This is a genomic window from Candidatus Baltobacteraceae bacterium, from assembly GCA_036488875.1.
In the GTDB taxonomy this organism is placed as follows: domain Bacteria; phylum Vulcanimicrobiota; class Vulcanimicrobiia; order Vulcanimicrobiales; family Vulcanimicrobiaceae; genus JAFAHZ01.
On sequence record DASXGW010000004.1, the window covers coordinates 193,262 to 207,203 of the forward strand.

At 62.6% G+C, this 13,942-nt stretch carries 7 protein-coding genes; 6 read left to right on the forward strand and 1 reads right to left on the reverse strand.

Annotated features, from left to right (window positions below):
• Positions 1–22: 22 nt before the first annotated feature.
• The 5 genes from VGG89_06480 (at position 23) to VGG89_06500 (ending at position 9,833) form a co-directional block, all read left to right on the forward strand.
• Positions 23–1,687, forward strand: coding sequence for a PucR family transcriptional regulator ligand-binding domain-containing protein (locus VGG89_06480; GenBank protein HEY1976168.1), 1,665 nt, complete (start codon positions 23–25; stop codon positions 1,685–1,687).
• A gap of 77 nt (positions 1,688–1,764) precedes the next feature.
• The gene (locus tag VGG89_06485) at positions 1,765–5,349 is read left to right on the forward strand and encodes a TonB-dependent receptor (protein ID HEY1976169.1); all 3,585 of its coding nucleotides are present in this window, start codon (positions 1,765–1,767) and stop codon (positions 5,347–5,349) included.
• Between the two features lies 1 nt (position 5,350).
• Positions 5,351–6,955 carry an NAD(P)/FAD-dependent oxidoreductase gene (locus VGG89_06490; protein HEY1976170.1) on the forward strand — a complete coding sequence of 535 codons (1,605 nt, stop codon included), beginning with the start codon at positions 5,351–5,353 and terminating at the stop codon, positions 6,953–6,955.
• A 17-nt stretch (positions 6,956–6,972) separates the two neighbouring features.
• Positions 6,973–8,829, forward strand: coding sequence for a selenocysteine-specific translation elongation factor (gene selB / locus VGG89_06495; GenBank protein ID HEY1976171.1), 1,857 nt, complete (start codon positions 6,973–6,975; stop codon positions 8,827–8,829).
• Entirely contained in the window at positions 8,826–9,833 is a 1,008-nt protein-coding gene (locus VGG89_06500; protein ID HEY1976172.1) for an adenosine deaminase, read from the forward strand. Before selB ends, VGG89_06500 begins: the two co-directional genes overlap by 4 nt.
• Before the next feature lie 10 nt (positions 9,834–9,843).
• On the opposite strand, the gene VGG89_06505 is transcribed toward VGG89_06500, so the two are convergent.
• Positions 9,844–10,899: a hypothetical protein gene (locus VGG89_06505; protein HEY1976173.1), complete on the reverse strand. Its 1,056-nt coding sequence runs from the start codon at positions 10,897–10,899 to the stop codon at positions 9,844–9,846.
• 37 nt (positions 10,900–10,936) lie between these two features.
• On the opposite strand from VGG89_06505, the gene VGG89_06510 reads away from it, so the two are divergent.
• Positions 10,937–13,921 (forward strand): hypothetical protein, encoded by a 2,985-nt coding sequence (locus tag VGG89_06510; GenBank protein ID HEY1976174.1) that lies wholly within the window; start codon positions 10,937–10,939, stop codon positions 13,919–13,921.
• Positions 13,922–13,942 lie beyond the last annotated feature (21 nt).

Consider the following 13,942-nt stretch of genomic DNA (forward strand, 5'->3'; position numbering starts at 1 on the left):
TGGGCACAGGTCGATGCCAGGTATGTCCGGCACAATTTTACCGCCCTTTTTGGAGGAAGAGTCCAAAAAAGCCACGCCGCTGACCGTGCGCGACGTGCTGCGCCTGCGTGTCCTCCAAGGCAGCCGTTTGGTGGCCGGGGAGGCGGGCCTCGATCGCCCCGTCATGTGGTCCCACGTGGTCGACATGCCCGATCCGGCGCCGTGGGTGCCCGAGGGCTACTTCCTTTTGACGACCGGCTACAGCTGGCCGAAGGACGCCGCCGCCCAGCGCGAGCTGATCGAGGCGCTTGCCGTGCGGGGCGTGGCCGGCGTTGGATTGGCGGTGGGCCGGTACGTTCCGGAGTTTTCCAAAGCCGAGCGCGAGGCCGCCGATCGCGCGTTTCTGCCGCTGGTCGAGATTCCGTTCGATATTCCGTTCGCGCGCATAACCGAAGAGCTGCACCGTGCGATCATGGCCGAGCCGTATCGCGTGATCGAGCGTTCGGAACAGATCCACCGTGCGTTGATGCACGCCGCGTCGCGCGAAGCGACGCTCGACGATTTGGCGCGCACGCTCGGGCCGCTGATCGGCCGATCGGTGACGTTTGAAGATCCGCATGGAAAGCTGCTTGCGAGCTGCACGATCGACGAGCGCGCCGATCCAATTCGGCGAGAGACGCTCGAAAACGCGCAGACGCCGCCCAAGATGCTCGAAGTGCTGCAGGCGTCGGGGCTCGATCGACGCCTGCGTTCGAGTGAAAAGCCGATTCGCGTTCCGGCGATGCCGCAAATCGGATTGGTCGCGCGGTTGGCGTGCCCGATACGGCTGGGTGCGGAGTTCGTAGGCGCCGTCTGGATCGTTGAAGGCGACCAGCCGCTTTCGGAGCTCGATCACCGCGCCGCCGAATACGCCGCGCTCGTCGCGGCCATTCACATCGCGCACCAGCGCGAGCTCGCGTCGCTCGAAGCGTCGCTCGGGTATGCGTCGATTCTTTCGCTGCTCGAATCCGAAGGCGAGTTGACGCCGGCCGCGCTCGAGCGCGTGCGGCTGCTGGGATTCGATCCGGAAAAATCGTATCGTCCGGCGATCGCCGTTCTACCCGAAGAGATGCCGCTCGGGCGCGAGGGATTCTTGCGGCGCGACCGCGTCGCCTCGCGCGTTCGCGAAGCGTTGCGCAGATACGGCGCCGATCAGCTCGTTTCGGTCGTTCTCGATCGCGTGCCGTTCTTGATTCCCGCGCAAGTCGATATCGACGCACTCGCGAGCGTGCTCGACCCCGAAGTCACGCTCGTCGCCGGACGCGTACAGCGCGGCGTCGAGGGCGTTCGCACGGGTTACCGGCAGGCGCTTTCGCTGCTGCGCTATCGAAAGCGGCCGCGCGTCTGTTCGTTCGACGACGTCTTAGTGCCGCGCGTTATCGGGGGCGATACCGAAGCGCGGCGGACGTTCATCGATGACTCGCTGGCGCCGTTGCTGCGTCAACGCGGCGGAAGGAACCTCGCCGACGCGGTGCTGGCCCTGGCGCGCAACGGCTTTGCCATGAAAGAGACTGCCGACGCGCTTGGGATCCACACCAATACCCTGCGATATCGGCTGAACCGAGCGTCCGACGTGCTCGGGCGGCGTTTCGACGGTGCCGACGAGCGCTTCGAACTGCAGTTGCTCGCGAAACTTGTCGAATTCGAGGGCGGATCGGGTATTTTGTAGGGCACGGACAGACCCCATTGGGGAATTTGTCCGGCATCTCCATAGGGGCGACGGCAAACGAGCCGTACTTCACGAAGATGCGCAGACTGCTATCGGCTCTGGCAGCGCTCGGGCTCTTTTCGCTGCCGCTGACTGCCTGGCCGGGAACGACGGGCTCGCTGCACGGGCATATCGTCGACGCCTCGACCGCAGCCCCAGTAGCCGGAGTCGCGGTGACGGCCGTTTCGCCGTCGCAAACTGCGACGGCGGTTACCGACGCCGGCGGGAACTTTTCGCTGATCTCCCTGATACCCGACACCTATGCGGTGAGTACGACGAAGACCGGCTACGAACCCATATCGTATCCAGGCGTCGTCGTTTACGCCGATCAATCCCAAACCGTCAACATCTCACTGCCCAAGGCGCTCAAAACGATTGCGCACACGACGTCGCGATCCGCGCAAAGCCTCGTGCACGCCGGCGTTACCAGCGATTTGTATTCGGTTGGACCCAGCGGTCAGAAAGCGTCGCAAACGCTCGCGGGGTCCGGTTCGATGACGCAAGCGTACGGCGCGATTGCAAGCGCGCCCGGCGTCAATATGCCCTCGAATCAGCAAGGATGGTATCAAGGCCTCTCGATTCGCGGCGGCGACGTCGACCAAGTGGCGTACGAGCTCGACGGTTTGCAGTTGACGCGCCAATCGGATCTCGCGCCCATCGGTACGCTCAGCACGCTGGGCAGTCAGGAAGTGCAGGTCTATACCGGCGGAACGCCCGCAACGTCGAACTCGTCGGGCCTGGCGGGCTACATCAATCAAGTCTTGAAGACGGGCACGTATCCGGGATACGCCGACGGCGAGCTCGGTGCCGGTACGCCGTCGTTCTATCACGAAGCGATGGTCGAAGCCGGCGGCGCGACGCCCGACCGGCTCTTTTCGTACTACGTCGGTTTTTCGGGCACGAATCAAACCTTCCGCTACGGCGATCAGTTCAACGGCGCCGGCGAACCGCTCTACTTCTATCCGTTGTGGGTGCCGTCGAATAACGCCGAATACTACATCCTCGACGGGAGCGCCGGGAAAGCTCCGAACTACGGCGCCCTATTCTCGCCGGGCTACTCGTACGCCCAAGGCTACAACGCCGATCGCGAAAGTATCGCGAACCTTCACCTCGGTATACCGCACAAAAACTCGCCGCTGCGCGACGACATCCAATTGCTGTACATCGTCGGGGGGATCCATTCGCAGTATTTGAGCTCGCAGCAAGAGATGAACTATACGCCGAAGGCGGGCAGCTGCCGTTACACGTGTCTAGGCTATCCATTTCCGTATCTCGACTCGTATATTTACAACGGCGCGCTCATGCAGACGCCCAACCCGAACGACGTGACGATTCAACTGCTGCCGAGCAGCCAGACCGGCAGAGCACCGGGTAGCCCGGTGCCGGTGAATTTGCGCGACGGCAACTGGAACGACTACGCAATAGAAAAGTTCCAGTACCAGAAGAACTTCAATCCGAGCTCCTACTTACGGTTCCTCGGGTACTCGGCGTACAGTGACTGGTTCATCAGCGGCGCCGACGCTGCCGAGCTGCCGTTCGGGTCGGACCTTCCCGATTACGAGGTGCTCGAGCACGGCTACGGTGCCGGCCTTATGTATTCCAATCAGCTTTCGGCGAGAAATCTCCTCACCGCGCAAACGACGTTTACGTCACAAAAACTCCAAACGTACAACGCGACCTTTTCGTCAACCGATCCTGCGACGAACAGCCTGCTGCCGACCGGATTGGGTTCCATCCTATCGAACTACGTCGGAAGCAACGGACGGTGTTACAACTATGCTACGGGCGCGCCGTGGAGCTGCTTCGACGCGCACAGCCAGGGCGGTTGTCTGTTGACCGGCTACGATCAAAGCAGCGGCGGCTGCTATCCGGGCTTCGGCGGTTCGTTCAATCTCGAGCCCGGAAACTGCGTGACGGGCGGCTCGTGCGCGGGCTCGGCAGCGGCGCGGGCTCACGCACACTGGATCATGACCGAAAACGGTCAAAGCGCGCAGGTCGACGACGTGCAGCCGTATTTTACGTCGTATTCGCTCACCGATTTGTGGCAGCCCAACGATCGATTAGTCGTTAACGTCGGCGCTCGGCTCGATCACTTCGCGTATGTTACGAACGACCTCGCCAGCGGTTATCCCGCGCGGCAGTTCTGGTTTAGCGCGTACAATCGAGAGCACTGCGGCGCGGTGGGCTCGTATCCGGTGTGGACGTGGAACGGCAGCGGCTTCGGCGCCTGCCCCGCCGGAACCACGCCCCTGACGCAGCCCGGTAACGGGCTGTACAACTCGGGCTCGAACTTCTTCGTTTCCAACGTGTTTCAGCCTCGAGCCTCTTTTACGTACACGATCAACCAGGATACCGTGCTGCGCGGTTCGTACGGCAAGTACGCGCGCGCCGAAGGTTCGTCGTATTACGAGTACAACACGTACCAGCAGAACCTCGCGTCGTTCATCGCGCAGTTTTATGCCTACGGCTACCACACGCCCGACCATCAAATCTATCCGGACACTTCGAATAACTACGACCTTTCGCTCGAGCAGCATCTCCACGGCACGAAGTTCTCGTACAAAATCACGCCGTTCTATCGCGACACGCGCAATCAGCTCCAGTTCCTGGCAATCGATCCCGTCGAGGGAACGCTGGCCGGCCTCAACGTCGGCAACCAAGAGTCGTACGGCGCCGAACTGTCCTTACAGTACGGCGACTTCGCGCGCGACGGACTCTCGGGGCAACTCTCCTACACGTATACGGCCGATCGCATCAAGTTCAGCCCGATCAACGGACAAAGCGTCATCGGCGGGCTCAACTCGCAAATCGCGCTGTACAACTCGTACACGTCGGCGTGCGCGAGCGTCACCGCGCGGTCCCCGAACTGGCAAGCCTGCGGCGGCGGCGTGGACGCCGGCAACGCGCAATCGATCTTTACGAACGCGTGCGGGAAGGGCTGCACGGTGAAGGTTCCCAATCCGTACTATCATCTTGGGCTGCAGCCGCTGCTCGATCCGAACGGCTGGTACGAGCCCTACGACGTCATACCGACGCCGTTCAACGGTGCCAACGGGTATAACGTTCCCAACGTCGCGTCGCTGATTCTGAACTACCGGCACGGCAAGTTCGCGGTGACTCCGTCGCTGCGATATTCCGACGGAACGTCGTACGGTTCGCCGTTGTCGTGGCCCGGCTACGTGCCGCAAACGTGTACCGCGCCGCCGTCGAGGACTCCGGCGACACCGGGAATGTCCTGTCCGGGAACGGCGACCGAGGGCGCGATCATGCTTCCCGATCCGTACACCGGCAAGTTCGACAACCTAGGATCGCTTCGCGAGCCGTCGCAGCTTGCGCTCAACATGCAGCTCAGCTACGACGTGTCGCCCAAAGTGAGCCTGACGTTGCAGGCCGTCAACCTCTATAGCAGCTGCTTCCAGCGCGGTTACGCGTGGGACAACTCCGTTACGTGCGTCTACTCCAGCTTGCCGTCGAACATCTTGCCGCCCGCCGGAAACTTCGTAAGAAATCCGCCGGTCCAGCTGAAATATCCGTACGGGACGTTCTTCAACGTCACCGAGGTGGGCATATCGTCGACCACCCAACCGTTCAACCTCTTCGGCTCGATTAACGTGAAACTCTAATATGGCGCGATCCCCATTGATGCGCGCGCTGCAATCGGTTGCAGCGCGTCACACCAACTCGCGCGCAAACTTTCTGCGTCAAGCAGCCGACGCGGTAACTGCGGCGGCACTGATTCCGGAGTTTACGGCGTGCGGATCGTCGCAAGCTCGCGGACGCGAACGCGTCGTTATCGTCGGCGCGGGCATCGCCGGTCTCGTCACGGCCCGGCAGCTTCGCGATGCCGGCATCGATTCGATCGTCTACGAGTCGTCGACGCGCGTCGGCGGCCGCATGCACTCCGAGCGCAAGTACTGGGCGCAAGGGCAGCATACCGAGTGGTGCGGAGCGATGATCGACTCGCTCCACGTCAACATGCATCGTCTTGCCGCGCGGTTTGGCGTGCCGCTGCTCAATACGTACGAGGGCCGGCCGCACGGTGCGCGCGATACGTGCTATCTCGACGGGCGCTACTATTCCATGACCGACGCGGATCGCGATTTCGCCCGGATCTATCCGGTGCTGCAAGAGCAGTTGAACAAAGTCAACCCCGCAACCACGTACGCTACCGCGACGCCGGAGGCGCGGCGAATCGATGCGATGAGCATGCACGACTGGGTGGCGCAGTACGTGCCCGGCGGTCTCGATTCGCAACTCGGACGGTTGATCAAGGAAGCGTACCGCAATGAGTACGGCCGTGAGTTCGAGGAGCTCAGCGCGCTCAACCTGGTCGTTCAGCTCGGACAGCAACGCCGTTACACGCAGAATCACGAGATGAACGTGCTGGGCTACTCCGATCAAAAGTATATTTCGGCTTTGGGAAGCCAGGCGATTCCCGAAGCCATTGCGGCGTCGCTGCCCGAGGGAAGCATCGCGTTCAACCGGCGTCTGCAATCGCTGCGATCGAAACCCGGCGGAACGTACGAACTGCGTTTCGACACGGGAAGCGGAACGGAGTCCGTCGATGCCGATCGCGTCGTCCTCACGCTACCGTTTATCGTGCTGCGCGGACTCGACACGTCCGGCGCCGGTTTCGACACGTCGAAACGCAAGGCGATCGACGAGCTCGGCTACGGCTACCACACGAAGCTCCATCTTCAGTTCGATCGTCGCGCGTGGATGCGCCCGAGTCATCCGTGGCCGCATCCGACGACGGGACAAATCTGGACCACGCTCCCCGTGCAGAGCGCGCTGGATTTCTCGTTGGAACAACCCGGAAGCGACGGGTTGATCGAAGTGTTCACCGGCGCCGGGCCCGCAATGCTCGATACGCCGCCGCAACCGTACGCTTACGTCGAAAACGCGCCCGCCGTCCGCCGGCACGTCAAGGCGTTCTTCGAGCAGCTCGACGACATTTGGCCTGGCGTGTCGCCTGCGTGGAACGGTAAGGCAACCTTCGGAAACGCGCAGGCCGATCCCAACATCCTTGCTAGCTACGCGTGCTGGCTGGTGGGACAGTGCACGACGATCGCCGGTCACGAAGCCTCGCCGCAGGGACGCGTGCACTTTGCCGGCGAGCATACTTCGGTCGACAATCAGGGCTTCATGGAAGGCGGCGCCGAGTCGGGAATCCGAGCCGCGAACGAAATTCTCGCCGACTACAAAATCAAGCAGAAGTCCCAGACGTAACCTCGAAAGAGGGCGCCGTGCATATTGTGGGCACGGCGGGTCACGTCGACCACGGTAAATCGTCTCTCGTCGCGGCGCTGACCGGGACGAATCCGGACCGTTGGCTGGAAGAACGGTTGCGCGGGATGACGCTCGATTTGGGATTCGCGCACCTCGTTCTCGACGGCGGAGTCGAAGCCGGTATCGTCGACGTTCCAGGTCACGAGCGCTTCTTGCACAACATGCTTGCCGGCGCGGCCGGCATGGACGTCTTGCTGCTGGTCATCGACGCCAACGAAGGCGTGAAGCCGCAGACGCGCGAGCACCTTGACGTCTTACGTTACCTCAACGTACGCCGTACGGTCGTCGCGTTGACGAAGGTCGATCTGCTTTCCGATTCCGAATTCGCCGCAGCGAGCGAGGCAATCGCGCACGATCTTCGCGGAACCATCGCCGGCGATGCGCCGATGCTCGGCGTTTCGAGTGTCACGGGCGCTGGCCTCGACGACCTTCGCTCGATGCTCGCGCAGACGCTCGCGTCGCTTCCGGTGCGCGACGCCGAAGCGCCGCTCTATCTTCCCGTCGATCGCGTCTTTGCGTTGCCCGGTCTCGGCACGGTCGTGACCGGCACCCTGATGCAGGGACGGATTCGCACCGGCGATACCGTCACGTTTGCACCGAGCGGAAAAGGTGCGCGCGTGCGCAGTCTACACGTCTTCGGTAAGCAGCGCGACGTCGTCGAAGCCGGCTCGCGCGTCGCGCTGAACGTTCCCGCCGTCGACCGGCGCGACATCGCGCGCGGAGAAGCCGGCGTCGGGCGTGAGTTTTCCGGGCGAACGAACTTGGACGTGCGGTTCACGCCGCTGCCCGATACGATGCGCCTGCTGCAGCGGCGCACGCCCGTGCACGCGTACGTCGGCTCGGCGGAGATTCTCGGAACGCTGCTGCTCGAGGGGAGCCCGGAGCTCAAAGAGATGCGCGCGCGCTTAGTGTTGCGCACGCCCGTCGTCGCCTTTCCCGGAGTGCGATTCGTGGTACGGCGCCTTTCACCGCACGCGTTGCTGGGTGGCGGATTCGTCGAAGGAATCGATGCAAGCGCGCCGAGCGACGGTGTCGCGGCGCCGGCGGAGCTCGCCGTAAGCAACGTGCTTGCGAAGGCCGGAGCCGATCCGATCCTTCCCGGCGACATTGCCGTCGCGGCGAACCTGCGCGAAGAGGTCGTCGCCAAGACGCTCGACGCGCTCGTCGAGCGAGGCGACGCGGTTCGCGTGGCACGTCCCGTGGCGTACGTGCACGCGGGCGCCGCGCGCGAATATCTGGGCGCGGTCAACGTCCATCTCGACGAACTGCACCGCGCCGAGCCGTGGGCGATGGGAGCGACGTCGATCACGATCGCGCGCGCCACGAACAAGCCCGAAGCCCTCGCGGTTCGGTTGTTGTCGGCGTTTGCCGAGGAAGGCAGAATCGCCAACCGCGCGGGTTACTACGCGGCGGTCGACTTCACGCCGGCGCTTACCCCCAAGCAGCGCGAGTTCTTCGATACGCTCGTTAACGTCGAACCGAGCCAACCGTTCGTTCCCGCGCCGTTCGAGGAAGTTGCATCGGTGGTACGAAAGGCCCAGCTTCCCGGTGCGGCCAAGGCGTTCGACACGCTGCTCGCGCGGGGTGCGTTGGTAAAGGTGGGTGACTTTCTCTATAGGGGGTCGCAGATAGCGCAAATCCAGGCGCGCGTCGAGCAGCTCTTGATGCGGACCGGCAAGATGACCGCCTCGGAGTTTCGCGATCTGCTGGGAACCTCACGAAAATACGCCGTGCCGCTGCTCGAATGGCTCGACGCGCGCGGCATCACGCTTCGTAATGGAGATTACCGCATACTGCGGAAGAGGGGCACGTGATCGACGTCGTGACGTTACCCAAGGCGGAGTTGCACGTTCATATCGAGGGAACGTTCGAACCCGAGCTGATCTTCGAGTGCGCCGAGCGCCATGGGATACAGCTCGAGTATGCTAACGTCGAGGCGCTGCGCGCGGCGTACCGTTTTAGCGATTTGTCGTCATTTCTCAAACTGTACTATCAGGCCATGGCCGTTCTTCGCGACGAGCGCGACTTCTACGAGCTCACCACCGCGTATTTGAAGCGTGCGAGCAGTCAAGGGGTGCGGCACGCCGAGATTTTCTTCGATCCCCAAGCACACAACGCGCGCGGCGTCGCGCTAAACACCGTCGTCGACGGCATATGGCGGGCGCTGCGCGACGGAGAGCGCGATTTGGGCGTCACCTCGCTGCTCATCCCGTGCTTCTTGCGCGACAAAACCCCCGAATCGGCCGCAATGATGCTGCAGAGCTTACTTCGGTTCAAGGATCGTTTCGTCGCAATCGGCCTCGATTCGGCCGAAGTGGGCAATCCGCCCAACAAGTTCGCCGCCGTGTTCCATCGCGCGAAAGCCGAGGGTCTGCGTCTCGTCTGCCATGCCGGCGAAGAAGGACCGCCCGAGTACGTTTGGGATGCTATTCAGGTGCTGGAAGTGGACCGCATCGACCACGGCATACGCTCTATGGAAGACCTTCATCTCGTCGAGTACCTTCGGCGCGAACAGATACCGTTAACCGTTTGCCCCTTGTCCAACGTGCGGCTGCACGTCGTTCCCTCGCTCTCGATGCATCCGCTCAAGCGGATGCTCGAAGCGGGTTTGATGGTGACGTGTAACTCCGACGATCCCGCCTATTTCGGCGGTTACGTTGGCGACAACTTCGCCAAAGTCGACGATGCGCTGCGGCTAACGACAGCCGAGACGTTGACCTTGGCGCGAAACTCGTTCAACGCGTCCTTCATCGGCGACGAAGCAAAACGCAGGTTTCTCAACGAGCTCGATGAGTACGTAGCGAGCGCAGCGACCTAACCTATGCCGTTCAGTGATGGATTAGGGTTGCGACGCCGACGACGATTTCCACCGCGATAAGCGCGATCACGATCCACTCTAGGAAGACGTCGCGCCGGCTGCGCGCGTCGTCGGTAAAAAAGCGGTACATCTCGCCGACGCTGGCGAGCTTCGAATCGATCTGGCGCTGCCAATCGTTGAGGCCCAAGCGCGCCGCGGCCGCGCGATAGATGCGCGCGTAATAGGCGTCGCCGACGATTTTGAGCGCGTTGCTCGAACGGTCGATGAGCTCGAGCACGTCGACGATCAAATAGCGTAAGGATCGCGCGTCTCCGCCGGGTTTTAGCTTGTAAATCGTGTCCAGCTCGCGGTCGAGCAGCGCGTCGTAAGTACGCAGCTCCAAGAGTTGCGAGTTGGCAAACTCGAGAATCTCTTCGATCGCGCGTCCGCTCTCCAGGCGGTCGTAGACGAAGGCGGCGTCCCACTGCACGACCGTCAAGTCGTCGTCGTAATACGAAAAGCGGGTTCGCAGCGACTCTTCGGATTCCGAGGCCGATAGCCGGTGACGCTCCCCGAGCAGCAGGCTGACCAGCGCCGGTGCGTGCTCGTCGAGCAGCGTTTCGGCATCGACCGCTTCGACGAAGCGATTGATTTCGAGAATGTGATAGTCCTCAACGAGCGGAGTGTGGAGGTCGTCGAAGGCATGGGGATGCTCGTCGCGGATACGGGCCATCGCCGATTCGGCAAATCGCGCGATCTTCTCGTCGGTTCGCACGCGTTCGGCGAGCGCCACCAGATCGTTCCACGTGCCGCTGCAGTCGAACGAGAGTCGCAGCGACATCACGCCGTAATCGTAGACCTTCAATCGCACCGCGCACTCCAACTCCCCAATGCGCGCGGGTTCGAGCGTGGCGACGAGCGGGGGAACCGGGAACTGCAGATATGCCGGTGAGGTGTGTGGCCGCAAGGGCAGCTCGGCCGGAGCGCGGCTGTCGCCGCCCAGCGCCGTCATCTGCGCCAAATCGATCGTATCGGCGACGTCGAACAGATACAGTGCGCGTATCGAGCCTTCGGCGATTTCGAGCATTGAAGGAGAGCATTATTCGCTAAGGTAACCGAGGCCTATGGTCGTACTTGCAGCTTATCTCTTGGCCGTAATTGCCGCCGTCGTTGCGGCGTTCGGAAATCTCCAGTACCGCGCCATCGGGCCGGCAATCGCCGGCGGACGAGCGACCGCGGTCTCCGGCAGCGACCGCGATCCACTCTTGTATTATGCCGGTGGGGCCGGCGGAGGCGTCTTCAAGAGCGTCGACGGCGGCGCGTCGTGGCGTCCGGTGTTCGATCGCGAACGTGTAGCGCCGATCGGCGCGATCGCGATCTCGCCGCGCGACGACGCGGACGTATGGGTCGGGACCGGCGAGTCCAATCCGCGCAACGACGTCGAACCGGGAGATGGAATCTGGCATACGACCGACGGAGGCAAAACGTGGCACTTCGCCGGGCTTGCCGGAGCGGGACAGATTTCAAACATTTCGATCGATCCGCGCGATCCGCATACCGTAGTTGTGGGCGTGCTCGGCAACGCGTTTGCCGACAGCACGACGCGCGGCGCTTACGTTACGCACGATGCGGGAGCGCATTGGCAGCATGCACTGTACGTGGGAGCGTCGAGCGGCGTCTCCGATCTCGTGCGCGTTCCGGGAAAGCCGAACACGCTTTTCGCGGGGGTCTACCAGTTTCGCAGGCAGCCGTGGATGTTGACCAGCGGTGGACTAAACGGCGGCATCTATCGGTCCGACGACGGGGGATCGACGTGGCGGAAGTTGAGCCGCAACGGTTTGCCGCCCGCACCTACCGGCCGCATTGGGCTCGCCGCGGCAACCGGTGGACGGATCTATGCGATCGTTCAATCTCGCGCCGGGGAACTGTGGCGCTCCGACGACGGGGGATCGACGTGGAGCAAAATGCCGCACAGTCACTACGTCGGCGACCGGTCGTTCTACTTTAGCCGCATCTTCGTCGATCCCGGCGATCGCAATCGGCTAATCGACGTGGGTCTGATCTTGTCGCGCAGCGATGACGGCGGGAAAAGCTTTCACGCGATTGCGACCAATGCCGGCTGGGACTACCACCAAGCGTGGTGGTCGCCCGACGGCCGGCGCGTGATCGTCGCTAACGATGAAGGCATCGTCATGTCGGGTGACGGCAGCGCGAACTGGTGGCAACCCTACGACGTTCCCTTCGCACAGCCGTATCATATCGGTCTAGGCGATACGGCGCCGAACTATCGTGTGTGCGTCGGTTTGCAGGACGACGATACGTGGTGCGGCTGGTCGGAAGTGTTCAACGGTATCGGCATTTTGAACCGCGATTGGTCCACGGTCGGTCCGGGCGACGGTATGTGGGCGTTGGAGGACCCGACCGACAGTCACTTGATCTGGAGCACGACGACCAACAGCGATACGGGCCAAGTGTACCTTTTCGACGAGCGCACGCAGCAAGCGTCGGAGCTATCGCCGTACGCACGCTCCAATTCGGCTGCGCCGCACACGTTGAAATATCGTTTTAACTGGGATTCGCCGCTCGCATTTACCGTATCCGATCGTCCGAGCGTACTCGTCGGCGGTAACGTCGTTTTCGAAAGCCCGGATCGCGGTCAGACGTGGACGGCGATCAGCCCCGACCTCACGCGCAACGACAAATCGCATCAGCAAGCCTCCGGCGGTCCCATCGATTTGGATATTTCCGGCGCCGAAACGTCGGATACGATTCTCGACATCGAAACGACGTCGCTCGATCCCGCGGCGATATGGGTTGGAACCGACGATGGTTTAGTGCAGCTCACGCGCGACGGCGGGACGCATTGGACCAACGTTACGCCGCGCGGAGTCGCACCCTGGGGGCGGTTTTCGACCGTCACGCCGGGCCATTTCTCGACTGCCACGGCATATGCAGCGTACGATCGGCATTTGGTTGGAGACGAGCGCCCGTACGTTTTCGTGACCGACGACTCCGCCGCGACGTGGCGCTCGATTTCGGGCGACTTGCCGAGCAACGTATTCGTGCGCGTCGTCCGCGAGGATCCGAAGAATCGCGATCTGCTTTACGCCGGCTCGCAGCGCGGCGTTTGGGTTTCGTTCGATCGCGGCGCGCACTGGCGGTCGCTGCGGCTCAACATGCCTGCCACCGCGATCTACGATCTCGAAATCCAACCGAAGACCGGCGACCTGGTCGTTGCGGCGCACGGACGCGGCGTCTGGATCCTGGACGACGTTGCGCCCTTACGGGATCTCGCGAAAGCGGAAGCGTCCGCGGTGACGCTCTTTGCGCCGCGCGATGCCTATCGCATGTTTAACGGATCGCCCGTCAACGCGTTTCCTTGCTGCGGAGCACTTACCACCGCGACGACCGGATTGACGCTGCCCGACAACGTTTTCGTCGGAGAGAATCCGAAGTATCCGGCATCGATTAGCTACTACTTAGCCAGACCGGCCGCGCGCCGGCCCACCATCGAGATCGTCGACGCGCGGGGGCGCCTCGTCCGGCATCTCAGCGGCGATGCCGTTCCGAACCGCGTTGGGATCAACCGAACCGGCTGGGACATTGGCGAGGACGGTCCGGTGAAATGGTATGGAACCTTCAAGGAAAACCAGGGGCCGGATGCGGGCCCCGAGGCGCTGCCCGGAACGTATATCGTTCGGCTGCACGTCGACGGACGTGCGTACGAGCAGTCGCTGGTCGTATTAGCCGACCCGCGCGACGGCGACAGCACCGATCGTTACGCAAAGCGCTACGCCTTCTTGAGCGAGCTCTTTAGCGAGTTCTCTGCGATCGACAGGTGGCTCAACGAGATCGATGCCCGTCTGAAAACGGCGACGCCGTCACAGGCCGCTAAGCTGCGAGCTTTCGCAAGCGAACTCTCGTCTGCGCCGCGCAACGTCGAGGACCTCGGGGGCGCAACGGCACTGCGCAATCGTATCGGCGATCTGTTAGCACGCGTCGGAACGTCGTTACAAGCACCCAACGCGCCGCAGGCAGACGAAGCCGCCGATATCAAGGCGACCTTCGACGCTTTGTCGGCTCAACGCAGAGCCTTAGAAATTCCGTGAGGGCCCAACGACGGGCTGAAA

Coding starts and splice junctions, on each gene's coding strand:
- VGG89_06480 (HEY1976168.1), top strand. CDS start 23: ATGTCCGGCACAATTTTACCGCCCTTTTTGGAGGAAGAGTCCAAAAAA.
- VGG89_06485 (HEY1976169.1), top strand. CDS start 1,765: ATGCGCAGACTGCTATCGGCTCTGGCAGCGCTCGGGCTCTTTTCGCTG.
- VGG89_06490 (HEY1976170.1), top strand. CDS start 5,351: ATGGCGCGATCCCCATTGATGCGCGCGCTGCAATCGGTTGCAGCGCGT.
- VGG89_06505 (HEY1976173.1), bottom strand. CDS start 10,899: ATGCTCGAAATCGCCGAAGGCTCGATACGCGCACTGTATCTGTTCGAC.
- VGG89_06510 (HEY1976174.1), top strand. CDS start 10,937: ATGGTCGTACTTGCAGCTTATCTCTTGGCCGTAATTGCCGCCGTCGTT.